Here is a 21345-nt window from a genome sequence, read left to right as displayed (position 1 = left end):
GATGAAAGTCTCCGTTCAGGCCGAGCCCTTCGATCTGGGCGCAGAGCTTGCCGATTTCGGCACGGGCCGCGCGGATGTGGGCGCGGTCGTAAGCTTCACCGGCATCGTACGCGACGACACCGGCGCGATGGAGGCGCTGGAGCTGGAGCATTACCCAGGCATGACCGAGCGTGCTATCGCGAAGATCGTCGATCAGGCGGTCGAGCGTTGGTCCCTGTCGGACGTGACCGTGATCCACCGCCATGGACGTCTCGCCGTGGGCGAGCAGATCATGATGGTCGCCACCGCCGCACGCCACCGCGTCGCTGCCTTCGAGGCGGCCGAATTCCTGATGGATTACCTGAAATCCCGCGCGCCCTTCTGGAAGAAGGAACACGGGCCCGAAGGCACCTCCTGGGTCGCCGCGAAGGATGAGGATGAGGACGCGCTGAAACGCTGGTGATCAGTCGCCCAGCTTTGCGTGCACCTCGTCCAGATCGACCTCGCCCACCGGCATCTTGTTGTCCGGATCGTCGAAGTCGTATTGGAACAGCTGGAAATCCTTCTTGTAGATTTCCCAGATCAGGTGGCGCGACAGGTCGTCGAAGTAATCGCTGACCTTATGCGCTCGCTTCGGCCCGTGCCCTTCGGATTCGTTGAACCGCGGCACGTCGGCCAGATCGACCTTCACCGGCGTCTCGACCGCGTCGAGCACCGACTGCATCCCTTCGTTGAATTTCTCGGTAAAGAAGATGTTGTCGTAGCGCCCGCCATTGACGATGAAGGTCGAGATATGGCCCGACATGGACGACCAGTGAATGTCCGGCTCCATCGGGCGGCGCCAGCGGATCGTGTCTCGCGCGAACAGCAAGAAGCGGCGGAACGAGGCGATCTGGTCGAAATCGAAGTTATCTTCCGGCGAGCCGACCTCGATCCCGTATTTCTGCACCAGCTGCGGCACCAGATTTCCGCGATAGCGTTTGCCGTTGCGCTGGATGCCCGCGATCTTGTCGAAGAAGCTCGACAGGATGCGCTGATACGGGTTGCGAACGCAGGTGAAGGCGTAGCTTTTGTGCGCCACCACGTTCTCGGTGATCGGCGTCTGGCTTTCCTCCTGCGACCACTTATGCAGCCCGGTCTTGGAATCGTGGATGTCGCCGTCGAAGAATTTCCCGTGGTCGGAATAGAACATGATCTGCCCGATGGAGGAGCAGGCGCATTTCGGCACGACGCGATACACCATGCTTTCGCTCTCGGTCATCCAGGTTCCGGGAAATCCCATTCAAAGCCCTCCAGAAGGTCGCGCACCCGTGAATGGGTGACGCAGACATAATAAATATCGAGTAAAGAGCAAAGAAACCCTGTCTTTTCAACGCTCATTCCGGCTAACAAGTCGGATAATACCAGCAAGTGACAGCGCATCGTTTCCCGTATGGCCCGAATCGCCTTTATTCTTCTGACCCATAAGGACCCGGACGGGATCATCGCTCAGGCGGAACGACTGACGCAGACCGGCGATTATGTGGCGATCCATTTCGATGCACGCGCCAAACCAGAGCATTACCGCAAGCTGCGCAGCGCGCTCGATGCCAATCCCAATGTCACCTTCGCGAAAAAGCGCGTCAAATGCGGCTGGGGCGAATGGAGCCTCGTCGCCGCGACCTTGGAGGCGGTAAAAGCCGCCGTCGCCGATTTCCCGCGCGCCACGCATTTCTACATGCTCTCGGGCGATTGCATGCAGATCAAATCGGCCGAATACGCGCATGACTTTCTCGACGCAGAAGAGGTCGATTACATCGAAAGCTTCGACTTCTTTTCGTCTGGCTGGATCAAGACCGGGATGAAGGAGGACCGGCTGGTCTATCGCCACTGGTTCAACGAGCGCAATCAGCCCAAGCGGTTCTACCTTGCCTATAACCTGCAGAAACGGCTGAAGCTGTCGCGCGAGGTGCCGCGCGATCTGCAGATGATGATCGGCTCGCAATGGTGGTGCCTGCGGCGGCGCACGATGGAGCAGGTGCTAGATTTCATCAAGGCGCGGCCCGATGTGATGCGGTTCTTCCGCACGACATGGATTCCGGACGAGACCTTCTTTCAGACCATCGTCCACCACCTGATCCCCGAGACCGAGATCCGTGCCCGGACGCTGACCTTCCTGATGTTCACCGATTACGGGATGCCGGCGAATTTCTACAACGACCATTACGACCTGCTGCTCGCGCAGGATTACCTTTTCGCGCGCAAGATCAGCCCCGAGGCGAAGGAGCTGAAGCAGCGTCTGGGCGAGCTGTGGACACGCGAGGGCGTCCAATTCGCCGTCTCGAACGAAGGCCGCGCGCTGCATCGCTTCCTGACCGGGCGCGGTCGCGTCGGCCGTCGCTTCGCACCGCGCTTCTGGGAGGCGGAGGCGACCTTGGGGCGCGAACGCACGCTGACCCTGATCCTGTGCAAGAAATGGCATGTCGCGAAGCGGCTGGTGGCCGAGTTCCGCAAACGCTCCTCGATCCCCGCGCTCGATTACGTTTTCAACGAGATGGCCCCCCTGCCCGATCTCGGCGGCATCGAGACCAGCCCCGAAAAGCGCAACCGTCACCGCCGCGCCCTGATGCGGATGGTGTTCGACCATGAGAACGCCGACCGCATGGTGATCTGCGTCGATCCGGCCGAGCTTGACGTGATCGAGGATTTCACCCGCGACAAATGCCAGACCCGCATCCTCGAGATCGAGTGCCAGTTCTCCGACGACTATCTCAAGGGGCACGCGCAACGCGTGGGCCTCGCTGGGCATCATACGCCGCCGCAGGTGCTCGATCAGATGCTGCCGACGATCCGCGCCGACCTGCATCATGAATCCGAACGGCTCCGCGATGCCGAGTTCGAGAATTACGCGCTTATGCGCGAGGGCGGCGAGATCGAGGACAACGCACGCGCGCTGGCCCATGCGCTCGACATCCCCTCCGATATGGCGCAGGAATTGGCCGAACTCGACTACATCTTCCGCGACTGAGGAGAGAGGCCATGGCCTATACCTATGACGATCAGAACATCTTCGCCAAAATCCTGCGCGGCGAGATCCCGAACGACACCGTTCTGGAGACCGAGCATACGCTGGCCTTCCGCGACATCGCCCCGAAAGCGCCCGAGCATGTGCTGGTGATCCCGAAAGGCGCCTATGTCGCGCTCGATCATTTCTGCGCTGAAGCCAGCGATGCAGAGATCGTCGATTTCCACCGCACCGTGGCCGAGGTCTGCAAGATGACCGGGGCGAGCCCGGGCGAAGGCGGCGAAGGCTATCGCGGCATTACCAATGCGGGCGAGAACGGCGTGCAGGAAGTGCCGCATTACCACCTGCATATCCTCGCAGGTCGCCCGCTCGGGCCGATGCTGCTGATGCGTTAAGGCTGGTGGCCCGCCCTGATCCCGGGCGCGCCGGACAGGCTCAGATGAGCCCGCGCTCTGCGAACAGCGCCTTCACATCCACTTCCGGGCGCGCGCCATAATGGCCGATCACCTCGGCCGCCGCGGCGCAGCCCATCTTGCCCGCGGTCTCGAGGTTCTGCCCCGTCGCGTAGCCATAGAGGAAGCCCGCCGCGAACTGATCGCCCGCGCCCGTCGCATCGACCGGCACCACGCGCTTGACCGGAACCGTCGCACGCTCCTCGCCACGGATCAGGATCACGTCGTCGCCCGAGCGGGTGCAGACCACCAGCTCGCATTCCTCGGCCGCCTGTTTCAGCGCCGCATCCAGATCGGTCTGGTAGAGCGATTCCCATTCGTGCTGGTTGCCGATCACGTAATCCATCTGGTCGCGCACCAGACGACGGAAATCGGCGCGGTGACGGTCGACGCAGAACGGGTCCGACAGCGCAATCCCCGCCTTGCCGCCGCCCCGGTGACAGCCCTGCGCCGCCTTCAGGAATGCGGCCTTCCCGTGATCCTTGTCGAAGAGATAGCCTTCGAGGAACAGAATCTGCGTGTTCTCCACCACTTCGAGGCTGACATCCTCTGTCGAGACCTCCGCCGAGATCCCCAGATAGGTGTTCATCGAACGCTCACCATCCGGCGTCACGAAGATCATCGAACGCGAGGTCGGCAGCTCGCCATCCTTCACCGGCGGGTTCGGGAAATCCGTGCCCTCGCCATGCAGAGCCGCCTCGTAGAAGCGCCCCAGCGTGTCGTCGCGCACCCGGCCGATAAAGGCGGTGGTCAGGCCCAGATTGCCCAGCCCCGCGATCGTGTTGCCAACCGAGCCGCCCGGCGCCTGCGTGCGTTCTTTCATGGCGCCGTACAGCGTTTCGCCGCGCTCGCGCTCGATCAGTTGCATGATGCCTTTCTCGATGCCCATATGCTCGAGAAAGCTGTCGTCGCATTGCGCGATCACGTCCACGACGGCATTGCCGATGCCGACGACCTGATACTGTTTCAAAGGTTTTTCTCCTCGTGTTTCACACGGTCTTATCGTCGAACTGGCACAGATCCTTGATCGGACAGGCCTGACATTTGGGTTTGCGCGCCACGCAGATATAGCGACCGTGCAGGATCAGCCAGTGATGGGCGTGGCGCTGGTATTCGACGGGCACGTTGTCTTCGATGGCGCGCTCGACCGCGTCGACATCCTTGCCCGGGCAGATGCCGCTGCGATTGCCGACCCGGAAGATATGCGTATCGACCGCCTGCGCGGGATGGCCGAACCACATGTTCAGCACGACATTCGCGGTCTTGCGCCCCACGCCCGGCAGCGATTGCAGCGCGGCACGCGAGGATGGCACCTCGCCGTTATACTGATCGACGAGGATCTGGCTCAGCTTGATGACGTTCTTCGCCTTCTGCCGAAAGAGACCGATCGTCTTGATATGCTCGGTCACGCCCTCAAGGCCCAGCTCCAGCATCTTCTCGGGCGTGTCGGCCACGGCGAAAAGCTTCCGCGTGGCCTTGTTCACGCCCGCATCGGTCGCCTGCGCCGACAGCGCCACGGCCACCACCAGCGTATAGGCGTTGACGTGCTCGAGCTCCCCCTTGGGATGGGGCTCTGAGGCTTCGAACCGCGCGAAGACCTCTTTCATCGTGGCATAATCGAATTGCTTGGCCATGCTTTCCTAATGCCCGCCACGCGCGCGAAGGGCAAGGCCACGCGAAAACCGCAGCTTTCGGGTCGCGTGCCTGCCGCCCGCGTCCTAGGATCGGGGAAAGCCCAAGAGGTGCGTGATGAACGACCACAGCGACATCGCCGACAGCTACCACTATCAGGTCATCGCCCGCGCGCTGGCCGAGATCGATGCGGCACAGGCGGCGGGCGAGTTGCTGACGCTCGAGGCGATCTCGGCGCGGCTCTCGATGAGCCCGGCGCATTTCCAGCGGCTGTTCTCTGCCTGGGTCGGGGTCTCTCCGAAACGCTACCAGCAATATCTGACGCTCGACTTCGTGCGCGAATTGCTGAGCCAGCGCCTGCCGCTCGACGAGGTGGCCGACCGTGCGGGGCTTTCGGGCACGGGCCGGCTGCACGATCTGGTGCTGCGCTGGGAAGCGATGACGCCCGGCGCCTTCGCGCGTGGCGGCGAAGGCGTCGCGATCCGGTGGGGACGGTTCGACAGCCCCTTCGGCCCGGTGATCGCGATGGGCACCGGTCAGGGGCTTTGCGGCATGGGCTTCACTGCCGAGATGGGCGAGCAGGAGACATTTGACGATCTCGCCCGCCGCTGGCCCGAGGCCCGCTTCACCGAAGACCCCGAGCCGCTGCGCGCTTGGGTCGACGCCGCCTTCTCCCGCCATGGCGAGGCGAAGCTGACGCTGATCGGCGCGCCCTTCCAGATCAAGGTGTGGGAGGCGCTGCTCTCGATCCCCTCGGGACAGGTCACGACCTATTCCGACATCGCCGAGGCGATCGGCCACCCGAAAGCGGTCCGCGCCGTCGGCACCGCCGTAGGCCGCAACCCGATTTCCTTCCTGATTCCCTGCCACCGCGCCTTACGCAAATCGGGCGGATTGGGCGGCTATCACTGGGGTTTGGGCGTCAAACGCGCGATTCTGGGCTGGGAAGGCGCCCGCGCAGAGGCAGATTGAGCGTCGCTCCGCCGCTTCTACCGGCAGATGATGCGCGGAATTCCGCGCTTCGCGAAAAGGGCATGGAACCTGCGCGTTTTTTACGCGTATCTTCCGTCAAGCCTCGAAACATGGGGCGACCAGAGAAGGCAGAGACAGAACATGACCACCGTTCTCAAGACCAAAACCATTCTTCTGAGTGCCGCCGCAGCGATGGCGCTCACCGCTTGTGTGCCGGGCGGCTATACCGGGGCGAACAACCCCGACCAGAGCCCGAACGCAAATCGCAATGCCGGTGCGATCACCGGTGCGCTGATCGGCGGCGCCCTCGGCGCGAAAAGCAAAGGCGACGAGAAGCTGACCAAAGCCGCAGCCGGCGCAATCGTCGGCGGCGTGATCGGCGGCGCGATCGGTTCGCAGCTTGACCGTCAGGCACAGGAACTGCGTCGCGACCTGACCACCAACGGCGTCAGCGTCGTGCGTCAGGGCAACCAGCTGATCGTGACGATGCCGCAAGACGTGCTCTTCGCGACTGACAGCGCAGCCGTGCGCCCCGATCTGCAGCGCGATCTGTACACGCTCGCCGGCAGCCTCAACCGCTATCCGGATACCACCGTCGAGGTCGTCGGCCACACCGACAACACCGGCGATGCGGCCTACAACATGCGCCTTTCGCGTCAGCGCGCGCAGTCGGTGGCCAATGTCCTCATCAATGGCGGCGTCCCGAGCTACCGCGTCATCCCGACCGGTCGTGGCGAGGATCAGCCCATCGCGAGCAACCTCACGCCGGAAGGCCGTCAGGCCAACCGCCGGGTCGAATTCATCATTCGTCCGAACAACTAAATCGCTCATCAGAGCGGGAAAAGGGCCGGGAAATCCCGGCCTTTTTTCATTGCCTACCCCCTGATCTGGTCATACATCTTGACCACATGGAGGGGGAAATGCCGTTTCAGAAGATTGAATCCGAGAAGCTCGCGAATGCCGTCGTGCGCCAGATCGAGCAGCTCATCCTGCAGGGCATCCTGCGCCCAGGAGAGCGCCTCCCCTCGGAGCGAGAGCTCTCCGAGCGTCTCGGCGTGTCGCGCCCAAGTCTGCGCGAAGCGGTCGCGGAGCTGCAGGAATCCGGCCTTCTGACGACCCGCGCCGGGGCGGGCATCTATGTCGCTGAAGTGCTCGATTCCGCCTTTTCGCCCGCCCTGATCCGGCTCTTCGCCCGCAACGACCAGGCGCTGTTCGATTACATCTCGTTCCGCCGCGACATGGAAGGACTGGCCGCCGAGCGCGCCGCGCAATGCGGCTCGGACACCGATCTCGAAGTGATCCAGACCCTGTTCTCTCAGATGGAAGCGGCCCATTCAAAGCGCAATCCCACGCAGGAAGCGCAGCTCGATGCGCAGTTCCACATGGCGATCATCGAGGCGAGCCATAACGTCATCATGATCCATATGATGCGCGCGATGTTCGATCTTCTGGCCGAAGGCGTGTTCTACAACCGCTCCATGATGTTCAAGAACCGCGGCACGCGCAGCAAGCTGCTCGACCAGCACCGCGCGATCAACGATGCGATCCAGCGCCGCGACGCCAACTCCGCGCGCAAGGCCATCGCGGCCCATATGGAATTCGTCGAGGTCGAGATGGCGGCGATGCGCCGGGCCGAGCGCAACGAGGCCACCGCGCGATTACGTCTCGAACATAACCGCTGAATAAAGAAAAACCCCGGCCCATCGGACCGGGGTTTTCAATGTCACCCGTAAGGGAGATCAGTTCAGGCGCTGTTCGACTTCCGAAAGCGAGCTGTCGATCATCGCGGCGCGGTCCGACGCGCTCAGCTGCTTGGCGAGCACATCGCCGGCGGCGGCCACGGCGACCGACACGGCGCGGTCCTTGACCTCTTTCAGAGCCTGCGCCTCGGCCGAGGCGATCTGCTCGTCAGCGGCCTTCAGGCGGCGCTCGATCGAGACCTTCAGATCTTCCTTGGCCTTCTCTGCGGCGGCTTCGGCGTCGCGCTTGGCGGCGGCGACGATCTGGTCGGCCTGCCCCTGCACTTCGCGCGCCTTGCGCTCGTAGCTGGCCAGAACCGCCTGTGCCTCGTCACGCAGCTTGCGAGCTTCGTCGAGATCCGAACGGATGTTCGCCGCACGCTTGTCGAGCATCTTGCCCAGCGTCGCCGGCACCTTCGCGTAGAGCACGATGGCCACGAAGATGATGAAGGCGATGGTCACGATGAAATTCGTGTTCCACAGCGAGAAGAACGGACCAGTTGCCGCGAAGGCGGGCTGTGCCGCCACGAGCGGAAGGAGAAGCGAGAGTTTCTTCATCGTCTTACCCTTTCAGCCGTTGTTCGACAGCTGCGTTCACAGCCGCTGCGTCCGAGTTGCCACCCAGAGCCGCGACGATCTCGCCGGCGGTATCCTTGGCGACCTGATCGACCGCTGCAAGTGCGCCGTCCCGGATTTCCGCGATGCGCGCTTCCGATTCCGCGGAGCGTGCCGCGATCTCGGCATCTGCCTTGGCGATGGCCGCGTCGAGGTCCTTCTGGATCTCGGCCTTGGTTTCGCCTGCGATCTTCTGCGCCTGAGCGCGTGCTTCGGCCAGAGCTTTCTCGTAAGCGGCTTCGGCCTCTTCGGCCTTGCGCTTGAAGTCCTCGGCCGCGGCGATGTCACCCGCGATCGTGCCCTGACGGTCGGCGAGAACTGCCTCGATCCGGGGCAGTGCGATGCGCGTCAGCAGCCAGTAGATCGCGACGAGAGCGACCAGAAGCCAGAAGATCTGGTTCGGGTAGCTCGAGAAGTCGAGCTGCGGCATGCCGCCCTGCTGCGCGGAATGTGCCGCGCCTTGGGCCGCATCAGCGGCTGCGTGCGCCGTATTTTGCGTTTCGCTTGCCATGTCGTCCCTCGACCCTGATCACAAATCCCCTTGCGGGTCACGGGATGGGCTCCGAATGAGCCCACCCGCCCTCAAGGAAAAGCGTGCTGGATCAGACTGCGAACATCAGCAGCAGAGCGACGAGGAACGAGAAGATCCCGAGCGCTTCTGCGAAGGCGATGCCGATGAAGAGGGTCGCGGTCTGGCCAGCGGCCGCCGAGGGGTTGCGCAGGGCACCCGACAGGAAGTTGCCGGCAACGTTGCCCACACCGATAGCCGAGCCGCCCATGCCCATGCAGGCCAGACCAGCGCCGATGTAAGCACCCATTTGAACGATATTGCCTTCCATTGTCGTAACTCCTTGAGGTTGGAAGTGGCAGAAACTTGGTGAACTGGTTCGATCCGCTATCCGGTCAGTGTGCCGGGTGCAGCGCGTCGCGCAGGTAGACGCAGGTCAGGATCGTGAAGACATAGGCCTGGATGAAGGCCACGAGAACTTCGAGCCCGTACATCGCGGTGATCGCGAGGATCGACAGCGGGGTCACAGCGAGGCCGACGCCGGAGAACAGGATCAGCGGCGCGAAGGCGGCGAACACTTTCATAACCGCGTGGCCGGCCATCATGTTGCCCGCAAGACGAATGGAGTGGCTGACGGGACGCACGAAGTAGGAGATCACCTCGATGATCGCGAGGATCGGGCGCAGCGCCAGCGGGGCCGAAGCCACCCAGAACAGGCTCAGGAAGCCCGCGCCGTTCTTGACGAAACCGATGATGGTCACCGCAACGAACACCGCGACTGCTAGCAGACCGGTCACCGCGATATGCGAAGTCGTGGTGAAGCCGCGCGGCAGCAGGCCGAGGAAGTTCGAGAAGACGATGAACAGGAAGACCGTGAAGATATAGGGGAAGAACTTCAGCGCGTCCTTGCCCGCCACGTCCTCGACCATCTTGTGGATGAAGCCGTAGGACAGCTCCGCGATCGACTGGGCGCGCGAGGGTACCACGGCGCGGCCACGGGTGCCGATGACCAGCATGAAGAAGATCGCCAGAACGGCAATCGCCATCCACAGCGTCGCATTGGTCGGCGTGTACCAGTGAACCGGACCCTCGCCGAAGAGGGGCTTAACGATGAACTGATCCATCGGGTGGAAGGTCAGTTCACTGCGCATTTCCTGTTCAAGATTTGCCACGGTCGTCTTCCTCTTCATCGGCCATGTCGGCCGCACGCTCTTCGTTCATTTCCTTGGCCGAGCGAAGCATCACCTTCACCCCGGCCGCGAGCCCGAGAAGCGTGAACAGCACCATCATCCAAGGCATCGTGCCAAGCAGCACATCAAGCCCGTATCCGATGCCGAAGCCGATCCCCAGCCCCGAAACCATTTCGATCACCATACGCCAGGCCATGTTCGCCTGGGACAGATGATGATCGGCACGTTGCGGAGGCGGTTCTTGCGTCTTTCTCACTGCCGCAAGCTTCTTCTCAAGCGCTGCGAGGCGCTCGGGATCGGGCTCGTCGGAGCGGTGATCAGGCATGGTTCGGCCCCCACTCAGGTCCCAGCCGTGATAGCCGCGCCCCCAGCCTGAGTCAATTCCGGATAGCCCCTTGAAGGCACCGCGCAACCCATTGATCCGTAACGATTTTGAAAATAGGCATCAAATTCGCGCCGCGCCAAGCTCACGGGAATGCGAGCAAGGGCATATTCAACCGATCGGTTGACGTTTGTCGCGTGCCGCCCCATCAAGGAGCGATGCTACCGCCGCCCGCCCCTTCTCTCGATGCGATCTTCGCCGCGCTCGCCGACCCGACCCGGCGGACGATCCTGACGATGCTGCTCGAAGACGACATGGCGGTGACCGACGTGGCAGAGCCTTTCGAGATGTCGCTCGCCGCCGTTTCCAAGCACCTCGCGATCCTGACCAATGCCGGGCTGATCTCGCAGGAGAAACGCGGCCGGGTGAAATGGTGCAAGCTGGAGCCGCTCGCAATGTCTGCCGCGACGACATGGATCCAGGGCTTCGGCCAGTTCGAACCGCTGGACTTCGATGCGTTCGAGAAATTCCTCGAAACCGAACTCGCGCAGGTCGAGATCGAACCTGTCGAGCCCTTGGAGACCGGGCAAAGCGACGCGCCGTCGAACAACGCGCCGCAACCCGATTAAATCGAACCCGCCTCGACCATGTAGTTGTTCGCGGTGCACATAGCCGCATCGTCGGACGCGAGGAACAGCACCATCCGCGCGACATATTCCGGCTGGATCAGATCCGGCAGGCATTGATTGCGACGATGATCCTCCAGCGCCTCGGGCGTGGCCCAGAGTGTTTTCTGCCGATCCGTCATGATCCAGCCCGGCACGACCGTGTTGACCCGGATGCGATGCCCGCCCAACTCACGTGCCATCGTGCGGGTCAGCCCGTGCACCGCCGCTTTCGCCGTCGCGTAGGCCGGGAAACCGCTGCCGGCCTCCCACCACGAATTCGAGCCCATATTGATGATCGACCCCGCCCCTTTCGAGATCATGTCCGGCGCAACCGCCTGGATCGCGAAGAACATGTGGCGCAGGTTGGTGTGCTGGCGTTCGTCCCAGTACTCCGCATCGATCTCGCGCCAGTCGTGGCGGTCGTCGCGCGCGGCATTGTTCACCAGCACATCCGCGGGGCCGATCTTCTCGCGCAGCTGACCCAGCGCCCCCTTCATCGCGGCGATGTCGCGCAGGTCGCACAGCTCGTACTCGACGCCCAGCCGTTTCGCGACCGCCGCACTCCCCTCCGCATCGCGGTCGAGAAAGCCGACCTTCGCCCCCTGCGCGGCGAAGCCTTCGACGATCAGCGCTCCGATCCCCGAGGCGCCCCCGGTCACGATCACGGATTTGCCCTTCAGGCTCGGATAAGTGGCGAATTCCGGCATCTGTTCCTCCTCTTCTCGACGGGAGCATCGCGCCCGGGGTCGCGACTGTCCAGCCGGTGGCGGCTCGGCCCGCGTCACAAATCCTTCGCCCCTGCGTCAGCGGGCTGTCACAGCCCGGCGTATTATGACGCCCGAAGCGCCCCGAGCCGACAGTCCGCCGCCCGATGCACCGCGTCACCCTCTGGGCCTTCGTCATATCAAGTCTACCTTGGGGGTATATATGCCACGTCCTTCCCGTTCGATCACGCTTTGCGCGGCGCTCGCTGCCGCCGTTCTCTCCACTGCCCTGTTGGCTCCGGCCCATGCACAATCCGCCTCCGACGCGGGCGTGCTGAAGGTCGCGCTCTGGGGCGACGAGTTCTACAGCAAGGACCCGGAGGAAAAGGCGAACTGGATCGACCAGACCGTCGCCTCGATGAACGCACACGATCTCGACTTCACGATCTTCGCCGGCGACACCAAGAGCGGCAGCAGCGAGTGCACCGATCAGGCGATCGGGGCGGACGTGCAGGCGATCTTCAACCGCCTCGACATGCCGACACTCTACGCCCTCGGCGACAATGAATGGGTCGACTGCCACCGGACCAACAACGGCAGCTACGACCCGGTCGAGCGGCTGTCCTACCTGCGCAAGACTTTCTTTGCTGCCGCGAAGTCGCAAGGCCAGAACCCGATCGACGTCGAACGTCAGGGCACGCCGGGCGAAGCTTACAGCGAGAACAGCCGTTTCGAGCGCGACAACGTCATGTTCGTGGCCCTCAACGTGCCGGGCAGCAACAACAACCTCGTCGTGACCGACAAGCAGTGCACCAAGAAATCCGACCGCACGCAGGCCGATTGCGATGCCGCAACCGCGGAATACGAAGCCCGCAATCCGAAGAACGTCGAATGGCTCAAGGAGTCCTTCGCGAAGGCGCGCGAGAATAACGACGCGGGCATCCTGATCGACATTCAGGCCGACATCTTCTTCCCGTTCGAGCTAAGCGACGGCGGCTACGAAGAGGATTTCCTTCCGACCCTCGACGACAAGAACGGCTTCACCGACTTCTACAAGACTCTCGTCGAGGAGACGCATAACTTCGAAGGTCAGGTCCTGTTGGTCCATGGCGACTCCCATTACTTCAAGGTCGACAAGCCGATGATCCAGCCCGATGGCCGCAGCACCGCGAACTTCACCCGCGTCGAGGTCTTCGGCAGCAGCGACAACAGCTGGGTCGAGATGACGGTCGATCCGAAATCCGACGCCGTGTTCTCGTTCCAGCCGGTGGTGCTGAAGCAGTAAGTCGCAGCTGCAGCGGAACAGGGCCGCCTCTCGAGCAGCTCACTCTGCCATATCAGCGACGGGCGACGGTTCATTCGTCGCCCGTGTTCCTTTTCCATCCTCAGCGACGCGAAACGTCGCACCCGCAATGTGAAAAGGCCGCCCCCGATGGAGCGGCCCTGATCTTTCGCGAGGGCGACAACTTATTTGTGGTTGTCGTCTTCGTCCTCGTCCTCGTTGTCGTCGGGCAGGTTGAAGAAGCTGTCCGCGTCCGAATAGTCGGCATTGTCCGCGGTCTCTTCCTCTTCCTCGGTCTCCTGCTTGAGATCGGAGGAGGAGAAGTTCTCCAGGCCGGCGATGCCCGAGGGCAGACGCGGTTCGTCGGGCATGCCCAGCGACTGCTCGGTCGAGACCAGCTTGCGGCGCTCGTCATCGCTCATCACGCCTTCGGCGGCGGCTTTCTTCGCGGCCTTCTGCACTTCGATATCCAGTTCCGACTGGCGGCAAAGACCCAGCGCGACCGGATCGATCGGGGTCATGTTCTGGATGTTCCAGTGCGTGCGCTCGCGGATCGACTGGATCGTGGGTTTGGTGGTGCCGACGAGACGTGCAATCTGCGCATCGGCCAGTTCCGGATGGAATTTCACCAGCCACAGGATCGCGTTCGGACGGTCCTGACGCTTCGACAGCGGGGTGTACCGCGGGCCGCGACGCTTGTCCTCGCCCAGCGCCGCCTTGTTGAACTTCAGCTTCAGCTTGTGCAGCGGGTCTTTCTCGGCCTTGTCGATCTCTTCCTGATCGAGCTGGTTCGAGGCGACCGGATCGAAGCCTTTCACGCCGGTGGCGACGTCACCATCGGCGATGCCCTGTACTTCCAGCTCGTGCAGGCCGCAGAAATCCGCGATCTGCTTGAAGCTGAGCGTCGTATTGTCCACCAGCCACACGGCGGTGGCCTTTGCCATCAGGGGCTTGTTCGTCATTGCAGCCATCCTTTACATATCTCTCCCGGGCCGAGAAATCGGCTGCGGCGCGAGATTTCCCTGCCGCGGTCCATTTCTGGAAGGGGAATTGCCGCCTCATATAGTCAATCGCGCGTCAGGAGAAAAGAGAAAATGACTCGTTTGAGCCTTCTGACCGCAGCCCTGCTTGCGCTTTCGACCCTCACATCCAGCGTCTCCGCCGAGGGCGAGCGCGCGGGCGATTTCGACTATTACCTCCTCTCGCTCAGCTGGTCGCCCACGTGGTGCGCGCTGACCGGCGACGCGCGCAACTCGCCGCAATGTGACCCGGCGGAGGATCGCGGCTTCGTGCTGCACGGGCTCTGGCCGCAATACGAGACCGGCTGGCCCAGCTTCTGCCGCACGCCGCAGCGCGATCCGTCGCGCCAGCAGACCGCGGCGATGGAGGACCTGACCGGCGCGCCGGGGCTGGCGTGGTACGAGTGGAAGAAGCACGGGCGCTGCTCGGGGCTGTCCGCCACGGATTACTTCGCGTTGGAGCGCAAGGCTTACGAGAGCATCGAAATTCCGCGCGTGCTGGCGAACCTCGACCGCGACGTAAGATTGCCCGCGAAAGTGGTCGAGCAGGCGTTTCTCGAGGCCAATCCTGGCCTCGATGCCGACGAGATCACCATCACCTGCAAATCCGGACGCATCCAAGAAGCGCGCATCTGCCTGACCAAGGAGCTGGAGCCGCGCCGCTGCGGGGCCGATACGATCCGCGATTGCAGCCTGTCGGACGCGCTGATGGAAAAGGTGCGCTGAGGCGCTATTCGTCGAGCGGCGGCTGACGATCTTCCAGCGTCGGCAGCTTGTGTGTCGCCGCGACGTCGTGACTGTGATCTTCCTCCGGCTTGCCCGAGGAACAGATCCACGCTTCCGCCTGCTCGAGCTCGCTGAGATGAAACAGCTTGACCGTGCCGGGGATCATCGGCGCGAAGGCCTGAATGCCCCAGCGGATCCAGTCGACATCGCTGACCAGCGCCACGGCGGCGAAATCGCCCAGATGCGACAGGCCCAGCTTGGTGTCGTCCCATGCTCCCTTCGCAGTGTAGCCGTCGAATTCTTCCCCGATGATATAGAGCAGCTTCACCTTTCCCTCGGCGGCGATCTTCTTCTCCACCGCCGGGATCAGGTGTTTTTCGTAGGCTTCCGCACCGATCGTGCCTTTGGCTTCGAAAGCCAGCACATCCGCCGGAAATCCGTCCAGAAATTCAAAGCGTCCTTCGCTCATGACCGCCTCCCCTCGTTGGTTCGCGCGCGCCGCAAGCATACACCCGGCGCGCGCGTGACGAAAGTTCAGCCGCCCGCAACTTCCAACACGATCTTGCCAATATGCTGGCTCGTCTCCATCCGGGTATGGGCTTTTGCGGCCTCGGCCAGCGGGAAGCTGCTGTCATGGATCACCCGCAGCTTGCCCGAATTGATCATCGGCCAGACATTGGCGCGCAATTGCCGCGCGATCTCTGCCTTGGCCGCAACCGATTGCGGGCGCAGCGTCGCCCCGGTAAGCGTCAGCCGCTTCGCCATGACCTGCGCAAAATTGATTTCAGCCTTCGGACCGCCGAGGAAAGCGATGAAGACCAGCCGCGCGTCATCGGCCATCGCCTTGATGTTGCGCGCGATATAGTCGCCGCCCACCATGTCGAGCACGAGGTTCGCCCCGCCTTCGGCCTTCAGCACGTCGACGAAATCGCCGGTCTTGTAGTTGATCGCGGTCGCGCCGAGTTCTTCGCAGACCGCGCATTTCTCCGCTGACCCGGCGGTGGTGAACACCCGCGCACCCAGCGCCGTCGCGATCTGGATCGCGGTGGTGCCGATGCCCGACGAGCCGCCATGCACGAGGAACCGCTCGCCCGCCTGCAAGCCGCCGCGCATCACAACGGTCGACCAGACGGTGAAGCAGGTCTCGGGAAGGCAGGCCGCCGATTTCAGATCGAGCCCGGCGGGCACGGGTAACGCATGTTCTGCCGGGCAGGTCGCGTATTCCGCGTATCCGCCACCGGGCAGCAGCGCGCAGACCTCGTCGCCAATCTCCCAATCGGTGACGCCCGGGCCGATCGCCGCGACCCGACCCGAGCATTCCAGCCCCGGCAGATCCGACGCGCCGGGCGGCGGATTGTAGGCGCCCGCACGCTGCAGCGCGTCCGGGCGGTTCACTCCGGCATAGGCCACCTCGATCAGGATCTCGCCATGTCCCGCGACCGGCACGGCGCGGGTCACTTCCTTCAGCACCTCCGGCTTGCCATGTTCGGAAATCTCGACGCAGCGCATCTCGGTCGGCATCTCGACAGGCTCCATCACTGCGCCTCCCGACCCGGCATGTCGGCATTGCCCTTGGGCGCACGGATGCCGCCAAGGAGTTTCGGCAGGAAGGGCAGCTTCATCGCGGCCCCCTTCACCTTCTCGAACTGCATCACGTCCTCGATCCGGCGGTCGAGGAAGGCCCAGGTGTCGCCCTTGCCCTCGCTCTCGTCGCCCATCCAGTAGAGCACCGTTGAGCTGTAGACCCCCGAAAGCGTCATCCGCTTCGTGTACCAGTTGTAATCCTCGCTGATATCACCCAGCGCGCGCCAGATCTTGTCCGACGTTTCCCAGATCAGCTTCGAGCCGGTCGTGGCGTTCTGCGGCAGCGCGAAGATCGCGGCGCCACGGCGCACCAGCTCCGGATCGGCCTCTTCCAGACGGAAGCGCACGGCAGTCGCGATCCGGTCGCGGAACTTCAGTCCCGACAGATCCGCCTCTTCCAGACGCCTGAGCATTTCGGCATCGCCCTCGCGGTGATAGGCCACCGCCAGATCGACGGCACCACGCGGACACACGACCCGCGCCAACCCCGGATCGAGCCCCAGATCGGACACTGCGAGCTTGAAGGCAGGCTCGGACCAGCCATCGAAAGGGACATGCGGCTTGATCGCCGCCAACAGCTCGGACCGCGTGCGTTCCATATCGAGATGGTCGTTTTTCATCGCGTTTCCTCTCTCAGCTTTGACGGTAGACAAACCGCCTTTTGGTGACTATATGGAGCGCTCCTGCAAGCAACTGCAACTCTAACTTAGGAAGGTGGTGACACCACATGCAGGTCAGCGTTCGCGACAACAACGTCGAACAGGCGCTCCGTGCTCTGAAGAAAAAGCTTCAGCGCGAGGGTGTGTTCCGCGAAATGAAGCTCAAGCAGCATTTCGAGAAACCCTCGGTCAAAAAAGCGCGCGAGAAAGCCGAAGCCGTCCGCCGTGCCCGTAAACTGGCACGTAAGAAGGCTCAGCGCGAAGGCGCGCTCTAAGTGCACCGCTCCGCGTCTGAAAAGGCGCCTGAAAATGCTGGCGGGCTTGCCCGCACCGATGACCCCCGAGGCTTGGCCGCGGGGGTTTTTGGTTTCTGGAGGACACCGCTACAAGAAAGCGCAATCGCCGCCGCTTTGATCTTGCCTAAAGCGCTGCGCCCCCTACCCTAGCGCCAGCACTTCGCTCTGGCGGGAACCGCTTTCAAATGTCCGATATCCGGCCCGTCCTGCACCTATTTGGCCTGATCGTCACAGCCCTCGGAACCGCTATGCTGGTGCCCGCGGCGCTGGATTTCAGCGACCTCAACCCGAACTGGCAGGACTTCCTGGAAGCGGCGTTCGAGACTGCGCTGATCGGGGGCGCTCTCGCGCTCGCGACCCGCACCAAGAGCGCGAGCGGGCTCACCACGCGGCAGGCCTATCTGCTCACCGCGGCGATCTGGCTCGGCCTGCCGATCTTCGCCGCCCTCCCTTTCATCGAAGGCGCACCGCACGCGACCTGGACGAATGCCTATTTCGAAGCCGCCTCGGGCATCACCACGACCGGCTACACCGTCTTCGAACATCTCGACACGCTGCCACGCGGTGTCGTGTTGTGGCGCGGGATGCTGAACTGGTTCGGTGGGCTCGGGATCGCCTTCGTCGCGATGATCTTCCTGCCGGTGCTCCGCATCGGCGGCATGCGTTATTTCCAGGCGGAAGGCTTCGACACGCTGGGCAAGGTCATGCCGCGCGCCCATAACATCGCGCGCTCGCTGCTCTGGGTCTATGTTTCGCTGACGCTGGCCTGCGCGATCAGCTACACCGCCACGGGCATGACCTCCTTCGACGCGATCTGCTACGCAATGGCGACGATCGCGACCGGGGGCTTCGGCACGCATGACAGCTCCTTCGCGAACTTCTCGCCCGGATCGCAATATGCGGGCGTCGTCTTCATGCTGGGTTCGGCCTTGCCCTTCATCCGCTATGTCCAGCTTGGCCGAGGCGACCTGCGCCCGTTCTGGGACGACCCGCAAATCCACGCCTTCTTTCGTTGGTTCGGCCTCGCGCTCGCGGCCCTCCTGATCTGGCTCTACACCCACGCGCCCGACGGGATCGAGCCGACCTTCCGTTCCGCCGCTTTCAACCTGTCCTCGATCATGACCGGCACCGGCTTCGGCACGGCCAACGTCTCGAATTGGGGCAGCTTTGCGATGGTGCTGGCCTATTGGGTCGGGCTGATCGGCGGCTGCACCGGGTCCAGCTCGGGCGCGCTGTCAGTTTTTCGCTGGCAGGCACTCGGCGCGGTGATCCGCGCCGCCGTGCGCCGATTGCAGATGCCACATCGAGTACTGCAGCCGCGCCTCGGCGAAAGGCTGCTGGAGGAAGACATCCTCTCCTCCCTGATCCTCTATTTTACCGGCTACATCCTGACGCTGGGCCTGATCTCGGTCGGAATTTCGATGACCGGGGCCGATTTCGTCTCGGCCATCTTCGCGACCTGGGGGGCTCTCGGCAATATAGGCTACGGGGTCGGCCCGCTGACCGATCGCACCGGCACGATGATCGACTTCAGCGACGCCGCGACCTGGCTATTGACCCTCGCAATGCTGCTGGGCCGGATCGGGATGCTCGCGATCCTCGTCGTATTCCTGCCGCGCTTCTGGCGTGCCTGACTCTCAGACCGGCATCGCCGTGGTCGAGACCACGCATTTGAGCGAGAAGCTCGACTGGATCTGCGCCACGCCCGGAATGTTGGCCAGCTTCGCCCGGTGCAGCCGCGCAAAATCCTCGGCATCGGCGGCGACCACTTTCAGAAGGTAATCCGCAGCCCCCGCCATCAGATGACATTCGAGCACCTCCGGGACCTGCTGCACACCCTTCTCGAAGGCATCCAGAACCTCGTCGGCCTGACTGGACAGCTTGATCTCGACATAGACCGTCGTCGTCCGCCCCAGCTTGCGCGGGTTCAGCAGGGCGACGTAATCGCGGATGTAACCCTCCTCCTCCAGTCGCTGCACCCGCCGGTGACAGGCCGAGGGCGAGAGGTTCACCCGCTCGCTCAACTCGGCATTGGAGATTCGCCCCTGCCGCTGCAAAACCTCCAGCAACCGACGATCTGTCGCGTCCAGCTTGTCGCTCATGCAATATCCTGCCGCTATTCACGTATTTTATCGAAGATACGAGCGGCCTACCCCATCCACAACCGCCAAATGGCAAAGCACTTGCTTGTGACGGAGCGCATACTGGTCGCAGGACGTTCCCATGTTTTGGAGGAGGACACGCGATGAAGATCGGAACCGTACGCGAAATCAAGGCGCAGGAATTCCGCGTCGGGCTGACTCCGGCCGCGGCGCAAGAGGCGGTCGCCCATGGCCACGAAGTGCTGGTGGAAACCGGCGCAGGCCTGGGCGCGGGTTTCAATGACAGCGATTACGAGGCCGCCGGCGCGAAGATCCTCGGCGATGCGGCAAAGGTGTTCGCCGAGGCCGAGATGATCGTGAAGGTGAAAGAGCCGCAGGCCTCCGAGCGCGCGATGCTCCGCGAAGGCCAGCTTCTGTTCACCTATCTGCATCTGGCCGCCGACCCGGCGCAGACTCATGACCTGATGAAAGCGGGCGCGACCTGCATCGCCTACGAGACGGTGACGGCGAAGGACGGCACCCTGCCGCTGCTCGCGCCGATGTCCGAGGTGGCTGGTCGCCTCGCGCCGCAGATGGGCGCGTGGACCCTGCAGAAGGCCAATGGTGGGCGCGGTGTGCTGTTGGGCGGCGTGCCCGGCGTGTCGCCCGCGAAGGTCGTCGTGATCGGCGGCGGCGTCGTGGGCACCAACGCCGCGCGCGTGGCTGCCGGGATGGGCGCGGATGTGACCGTGCTCGACAAGTCGCTGCCGCGTCTGCGCTATCTCGATGACACGTTCGGCGGAACCTTCCGCACCGCCTATGCCTCGAAAGCCGAGACCGAGGCGCTGGTCGCGGCCTCCGATCTGGTGATCGGGGCGGTGCTGATCCCCGGGGCCGCCGCCCCGAAACTGGTAACCCGCGAAATGCTCAAGACGATGAAGCCCGGCGCGGCGATCGTCGATGTCGCGATCGATCAGGGCGGCTGCGTCGAGACCTCGCACCCGACCACCCATGACGACCCGATCTACGAGGTCGAGGGCATCATGCATTACTGCGTGGCCAATATGCCCGGCGCGGTCGCGCGCACCGCGACGCTCGCGCTGTCGAACGCAACCCAGCCCTTCCTGCTCGCATTGGCCGACAAGGGATGGGAGCGCGCCTGTGCCGAGGATCCGCATCTCGCGGCGGGGCTTAACATCCATGCCGGCAAGGTGACCTATAAGGCAGTGGCCGAAGCGCTCGACTTGCCGTTCGACGCGCCGGACGCGGTGATGCACGCGGCCGAATAAAGGCCACGACGCCAAGAACAACTGCACCCATGACGAGGACGGCCCGGCGCTTTGCCCCGGGCCGTTCTTCTATCTTCAGGCGGCGCTGCGCGCCGCGCCGTCACTTCCGAAGTGCGTCGCGAATTTCGAGCAACACGTCGAGCTGGCTCGGACCGGTATGCACCTCGGGCGCGACATCGTCCGGCTTCTCCGCCGCAGCCTTGATGCGGTTGACCATCTTCACCAGCATGAAGACCACGAAGGCGATGATGAAGAAATTGATCACCGCCATCAGGAACGCGCCATAGGCGAAGACCGAGGCACCCGCCTTGCGCGCCTCTTCAAGGCTCGCCCCGGTGGGAACCTCGCCGGAGAGCACGGCGTAGTTATTCGTGAAATCAACGCCTCCGGTGAACAGACCGATGATCGGGTTGATGATGTCGCCGACCAGCGAGGTCACGATGGCGGTGAAGGCCGCGCCGATGATGATGCCCACCGCCATGTCCATGACATTGCCCTTGGCGATGAAATCCTTGAATTCCTGAATCATTCCAGCCCCTCATTGCGATGCGCGTTCTGCGCGACGACAGGCTATCACGATCTTTGCGTCTGCATAGCCTCAAGCAGCGAGCGCAAGGCAGGCTT

The 21345-nt window shown here is 63.3% G+C and carries 27 protein-coding genes; 12 read left to right on the top strand and 15 right to left on the bottom strand.

Features of this window, described 5'->3' with window-relative positions:
- The first annotated feature begins 1 nt into the window (after position 1).
- Complete coding sequence (locus B6V74_RS05965; protein ID WP_088722274.1) at positions 2-442, top strand: molybdenum cofactor biosynthesis protein MoaE; 441 nt, start codon at positions 2-4, stop codon at positions 440-442.
- On the opposite strand, the gene B6V74_RS05960 is transcribed toward B6V74_RS05965, so the two are convergent.
- Entirely contained in the window at positions 443-1261 is an 819-nt protein-coding gene (locus tag B6V74_RS05960; RefSeq protein ID WP_088722273.1) for a sulfotransferase family protein, read from the bottom strand.
- Between the two features lie 150 nt (positions 1262-1411).
- On the opposite strand from B6V74_RS05960, the gene B6V74_RS05955 reads away from it, so the two are divergent.
- Both B6V74_RS05955 and B6V74_RS05950 read left to right on the top strand, forming a co-directional pair.
- Entirely contained in the window at positions 1412-2986 is a 1575-nt protein-coding gene (locus B6V74_RS05955; RefSeq protein ID WP_075773908.1) for a DUF5928 domain-containing protein, read from the top strand.
- 11 nt (positions 2987-2997) lie between these two features.
- Complete coding sequence (locus tag B6V74_RS05950; protein WP_075773907.1) at positions 2998-3378, top strand: HIT domain-containing protein; 381 nt, start codon at positions 2998-3000, stop codon at positions 3376-3378.
- A 40-nt stretch (positions 3379-3418) separates the two neighbouring features.
- Here B6V74_RS05950 and B6V74_RS05945 read toward each other — a convergent pair whose 3' ends face one another.
- On the bottom strand, positions 3419-4405 hold the full coding sequence (locus B6V74_RS05945; RefSeq protein ID WP_088722272.1) for an adenosine kinase: 987 nt from the start codon (positions 4403-4405) through the stop codon (positions 3419-3421).
- Positions 4406-4424: 19 nt separating this feature from the next.
- Positions 4425-5069: an endonuclease III gene (gene nth / locus B6V74_RS05940; RefSeq protein ID WP_088722271.1), complete on the bottom strand. Its 645-nt coding sequence runs from the start codon at positions 5067-5069 to the stop codon at positions 4425-4427.
- 115 nt (positions 5070-5184) lie between these two features.
- Here nth and B6V74_RS05935 point away from each other — a divergent pair, with 115 nt between their 5' ends.
- From B6V74_RS05935 to B6V74_RS05925, 3 genes are all read left to right on the top strand, one after another.
- The gene (locus B6V74_RS05935) at positions 5185-6039 is read left to right on the top strand and encodes a methylated-DNA--[protein]-cysteine S-methyltransferase (protein ID WP_088722270.1); all 855 of its coding nucleotides are present in this window, start codon (positions 5185-5187) and stop codon (positions 6037-6039) included.
- 141 nt (positions 6040-6180) lie between these two features.
- On the top strand, positions 6181-6861 hold the full coding sequence (locus B6V74_RS05930) for an OmpA family protein (RefSeq protein ID WP_075773903.1): 681 nt from the start codon (positions 6181-6183) through the stop codon (positions 6859-6861).
- A gap of 98 nt (positions 6862-6959) precedes the next feature.
- On the top strand, positions 6960-7721 hold the full coding sequence (locus tag B6V74_RS05925; protein WP_075773902.1) for an FCD domain-containing protein: 762 nt from the start codon (positions 6960-6962) through the stop codon (positions 7719-7721).
- A 57-nt stretch (positions 7722-7778) separates the two neighbouring features.
- Here the strand turns inward: B6V74_RS05925 and B6V74_RS05920 are convergent, their stop codons facing one another.
- The 5 genes from B6V74_RS05920 to B6V74_RS05900 form a co-directional block, all read right to left on the bottom strand.
- The gene (locus B6V74_RS05920) at positions 7779-8336 is read right to left on the bottom strand and encodes a F0F1 ATP synthase subunit B (RefSeq protein WP_075773901.1); all 558 of its coding nucleotides are present in this window, start codon (positions 8334-8336) and stop codon (positions 7779-7781) included.
- A gap of 4 nt (positions 8337-8340) precedes the next feature.
- Entirely contained in the window at positions 8341-8904 is a 564-nt protein-coding gene (locus tag B6V74_RS05915) for a F0F1 ATP synthase subunit B' (protein ID WP_075773900.1), read from the bottom strand.
- A 91-nt stretch (positions 8905-8995) separates the two neighbouring features.
- The gene (locus B6V74_RS05910; protein ID WP_038144344.1) at positions 8996-9232 is read right to left on the bottom strand and encodes a F0F1 ATP synthase subunit C; all 237 of its coding nucleotides are present in this window, start codon (positions 9230-9232) and stop codon (positions 8996-8998) included.
- A gap of 64 nt (positions 9233-9296) precedes the next feature.
- A complete protein-coding gene (locus B6V74_RS05905; protein ID WP_088722269.1) occupies positions 9297-10052 on the bottom strand; it encodes a F0F1 ATP synthase subunit A in 756 nt (251 codons plus the stop codon).
- Positions 10053-10059: 7 nt separating this feature from the next.
- Positions 10060-10416 (bottom strand): AtpZ/AtpI family protein, encoded by a 357-nt coding sequence (locus tag B6V74_RS05900; protein WP_075773898.1) that lies wholly within the window; start codon positions 10414-10416, stop codon positions 10060-10062.
- 215 nt (positions 10417-10631) lie between these two features.
- Between B6V74_RS05900 and B6V74_RS05895 the strand changes: the two genes are divergently transcribed.
- Positions 10632-11042 (top strand): metalloregulator ArsR/SmtB family transcription factor, encoded by a 411-nt coding sequence (locus B6V74_RS05895; protein WP_088722268.1) that lies wholly within the window; start codon positions 10632-10634, stop codon positions 11040-11042.
- On the opposite strand, the gene B6V74_RS05890 is transcribed toward B6V74_RS05895, so the two are convergent.
- Positions 11039-11788: an SDR family oxidoreductase gene (locus tag B6V74_RS05890; RefSeq protein WP_088722267.1), complete on the bottom strand. Its 750-nt coding sequence runs from the start codon at positions 11786-11788 to the stop codon at positions 11039-11041. The genes B6V74_RS05895 and B6V74_RS05890 overlap by 4 nt on opposite strands.
- Positions 11789-12008: 220 nt before the next feature.
- On the opposite strand from B6V74_RS05890, the gene B6V74_RS05885 reads away from it, so the two are divergent.
- Positions 12009-13070: a hypothetical protein gene (locus B6V74_RS05885; RefSeq protein WP_088722266.1), complete on the top strand. Its 1062-nt coding sequence runs from the start codon at positions 12009-12011 to the stop codon at positions 13068-13070.
- A 182-nt stretch (positions 13071-13252) separates the two neighbouring features.
- On the opposite strand, the gene B6V74_RS05880 is transcribed toward B6V74_RS05885, so the two are convergent.
- Complete coding sequence (locus tag B6V74_RS05880) at positions 13253-14029, bottom strand: cell cycle transcriptional regulator TrcR (RefSeq protein ID WP_075773894.1); 777 nt, start codon at positions 14027-14029, stop codon at positions 13253-13255.
- 132 nt (positions 14030-14161) lie between these two features.
- Here B6V74_RS05880 and B6V74_RS05875 point away from each other — a divergent pair, with 132 nt between their 5' ends.
- A complete protein-coding gene (locus tag B6V74_RS05875) occupies positions 14162-14812 on the top strand; it encodes a ribonuclease T2 (protein ID WP_088722265.1) in 651 nt (216 codons plus the stop codon).
- A 4-nt stretch (positions 14813-14816) separates the two neighbouring features.
- Here B6V74_RS05875 and B6V74_RS05870 read toward each other — a convergent pair whose 3' ends face one another.
- From B6V74_RS05870 to B6V74_RS05860, 3 genes are all read right to left on the bottom strand, one after another.
- Positions 14817-15281 carry an STAS/SEC14 domain-containing protein gene (locus B6V74_RS05870; protein WP_168184188.1) on the bottom strand — a complete coding sequence of 155 codons (465 nt, stop codon included), beginning with the start codon at positions 15279-15281 and terminating at the stop codon, positions 14817-14819.
- A 65-nt stretch (positions 15282-15346) separates the two neighbouring features.
- Complete coding sequence (locus B6V74_RS05865) at positions 15347-16333, bottom strand: NAD(P)H-quinone oxidoreductase (protein ID WP_088722621.1); 987 nt, start codon at positions 16331-16333, stop codon at positions 15347-15349.
- A 14-nt stretch (positions 16334-16347) separates the two neighbouring features.
- Positions 16348-17016 carry a COQ9 family protein gene (locus B6V74_RS05860; protein ID WP_088719497.1) on the bottom strand — a complete coding sequence of 223 codons (669 nt, stop codon included), beginning with the start codon at positions 17014-17016 and terminating at the stop codon, positions 16348-16350.
- A gap of 107 nt (positions 17017-17123) precedes the next feature.
- Between B6V74_RS05860 and rpsU the strand changes: the two genes are divergently transcribed.
- Both rpsU and B6V74_RS05850 read left to right on the top strand, forming a co-directional pair.
- Positions 17124-17330: a 30S ribosomal protein S21 gene (gene rpsU, locus B6V74_RS05855; RefSeq protein WP_011748553.1), complete on the top strand. Its 207-nt coding sequence runs from the start codon at positions 17124-17126 to the stop codon at positions 17328-17330.
- Between the two features lie 206 nt (positions 17331-17536).
- Positions 17537-18985, top strand: coding sequence for a TrkH family potassium uptake protein (locus tag B6V74_RS05850; protein ID WP_088722263.1), 1449 nt, complete (start codon positions 17537-17539; stop codon positions 18983-18985).
- Positions 18986-18988: 3 nt separating this feature from the next.
- Here B6V74_RS05850 and B6V74_RS05845 read toward each other — a convergent pair whose 3' ends face one another.
- Entirely contained in the window at positions 18989-19453 is a 465-nt protein-coding gene (locus B6V74_RS05845; protein ID WP_075773891.1) for an Lrp/AsnC family transcriptional regulator, read from the bottom strand.
- A 143-nt stretch (positions 19454-19596) separates the two neighbouring features.
- Between B6V74_RS05845 and ald the strand changes: the two genes are divergently transcribed.
- On the top strand, positions 19597-20721 hold the full coding sequence (gene ald, locus B6V74_RS05840) for an alanine dehydrogenase (protein WP_088722262.1): 1125 nt from the start codon (positions 19597-19599) through the stop codon (positions 20719-20721).
- A gap of 100 nt (positions 20722-20821) precedes the next feature.
- Here ald and mscL read toward each other — a convergent pair whose 3' ends face one another.
- Positions 20822-21250, bottom strand: a complete 429-nt coding sequence (gene mscL, locus B6V74_RS05835; protein ID WP_075773889.1) for a large conductance mechanosensitive channel protein MscL — start codon at positions 21248-21250, stop codon at positions 20822-20824.
- Positions 21251-21345: the final 95 nt, after the last annotated feature.

Source organism: Thioclava sp. F42-5 (assembly GCF_002213195.1).
Classification (GTDB): Bacteria; Pseudomonadota; Alphaproteobacteria; order Rhodobacterales; family Rhodobacteraceae; genus Thioclava; species Thioclava nitratireducens.
Note: the sequence above shows the minus strand (reverse complement) of the source record. Positions and strands in the feature narration are given on the sequence as shown.

What these genes read in the sequence shown, in the direction of transcription:
- B6V74_RS05845 (WP_075773891.1), bottom strand. Translation starts at nt 19,453, where the DNA reads ATGAGCGACAAGCTGGACGCGACAGATCGTCGGTTGCTGGAGGTTTTG.
- B6V74_RS05870 (WP_168184188.1), bottom strand. Translation starts at nt 15,281, where the DNA reads ATGAGCGAAGGACGCTTTGAATTTCTGGACGGATTTCCGGCGGATGTG.
- B6V74_RS05925 (WP_075773902.1), top strand. Translation starts at nt 6,960, where the DNA reads ATGCCGTTTCAGAAGATTGAATCCGAGAAGCTCGCGAATGCCGTCGTG.
- mscL (WP_075773889.1), bottom strand. Translation starts at nt 21,250, where the DNA reads ATGATTCAGGAATTCAAGGATTTCATCGCCAAGGGCAATGTCATGGAC.
- B6V74_RS05955 (WP_075773908.1), top strand. Translation starts at nt 1,412, where the DNA reads ATGGCCCGAATCGCCTTTATTCTTCTGACCCATAAGGACCCGGACGGG.
- B6V74_RS05875 (WP_088722265.1), top strand. Translation starts at nt 14,162, where the DNA reads ATGACTCGTTTGAGCCTTCTGACCGCAGCCCTGCTTGCGCTTTCGACC.
- B6V74_RS05865 (WP_088722621.1), bottom strand. Translation starts at nt 16,333, where the DNA reads ATGCCGACCGAGATGCGCTGCGTCGAGATTTCCGAACATGGCAAGCCG.
- B6V74_RS05850 (WP_088722263.1), top strand. Translation starts at nt 17,537, where the DNA reads ATGTCCGATATCCGGCCCGTCCTGCACCTATTTGGCCTGATCGTCACA.
- B6V74_RS05900 (WP_075773898.1), bottom strand. Translation starts at nt 10,416, where the DNA reads ATGCCTGATCACCGCTCCGACGAGCCCGATCCCGAGCGCCTCGCAGCG.
- B6V74_RS05960 (WP_088722273.1), bottom strand. Translation starts at nt 1,261, where the DNA reads ATGGGATTTCCCGGAACCTGGATGACCGAGAGCGAAAGCATGGTGTAT.
- B6V74_RS05860 (WP_088719497.1), bottom strand. Translation starts at nt 17,016, where the DNA reads ATGAAAAACGACCATCTCGATATGGAACGCACGCGGTCCGAGCTGTTG.
- B6V74_RS05920 (WP_075773901.1), bottom strand. Translation starts at nt 8,336, where the DNA reads ATGAAGAAACTCTCGCTTCTCCTTCCGCTCGTGGCGGCACAGCCCGCC.
- B6V74_RS05950 (WP_075773907.1), top strand. Translation starts at nt 2,998, where the DNA reads ATGGCCTATACCTATGACGATCAGAACATCTTCGCCAAAATCCTGCGC.
- nth (WP_088722271.1), bottom strand. Translation starts at nt 5,069, where the DNA reads ATGGCCAAGCAATTCGATTATGCCACGATGAAAGAGGTCTTCGCGCGG.
- B6V74_RS05905 (WP_088722269.1), bottom strand. Translation starts at nt 10,052, where the DNA reads ATGCGCAGTGAACTGACCTTCCACCCGATGGATCAGTTCATCGTTAAG.
- B6V74_RS05890 (WP_088722267.1), bottom strand. Translation starts at nt 11,788, where the DNA reads ATGCCGGAATTCGCCACTTATCCGAGCCTGAAGGGCAAATCCGTGATC.
- B6V74_RS05965 (WP_088722274.1), top strand. Translation starts at nt 2, where the DNA reads ATGAAAGTCTCCGTTCAGGCCGAGCCCTTCGATCTGGGCGCAGAGCTT.
- B6V74_RS05880 (WP_075773894.1), bottom strand. Translation starts at nt 14,029, where the DNA reads ATGACGAACAAGCCCCTGATGGCAAAGGCCACCGCCGTGTGGCTGGTG.
- B6V74_RS05930 (WP_075773903.1), top strand. Translation starts at nt 6,181, where the DNA reads ATGACCACCGTTCTCAAGACCAAAACCATTCTTCTGAGTGCCGCCGCA.
- B6V74_RS05895 (WP_088722268.1), top strand. Translation starts at nt 10,632, where the DNA reads ATGCTACCGCCGCCCGCCCCTTCTCTCGATGCGATCTTCGCCGCGCTC.
- B6V74_RS05885 (WP_088722266.1), top strand. Translation starts at nt 12,009, where the DNA reads ATGCCACGTCCTTCCCGTTCGATCACGCTTTGCGCGGCGCTCGCTGCC.
- ald (WP_088722262.1), top strand. Translation starts at nt 19,597, where the DNA reads ATGAAGATCGGAACCGTACGCGAAATCAAGGCGCAGGAATTCCGCGTC.
- rpsU (WP_011748553.1), top strand. Translation starts at nt 17,124, where the DNA reads ATGCAGGTCAGCGTTCGCGACAACAACGTCGAACAGGCGCTCCGTGCT.
- B6V74_RS05935 (WP_088722270.1), top strand. Translation starts at nt 5,185, where the DNA reads ATGAACGACCACAGCGACATCGCCGACAGCTACCACTATCAGGTCATC.
- B6V74_RS05910 (WP_038144344.1), bottom strand. Translation starts at nt 9,232, where the DNA reads ATGGAAGGCAATATCGTTCAAATGGGTGCTTACATCGGCGCTGGTCTG.
- B6V74_RS05915 (WP_075773900.1), bottom strand. Translation starts at nt 8,904, where the DNA reads ATGGCAAGCGAAACGCAAAATACGGCGCACGCAGCCGCTGATGCGGCC.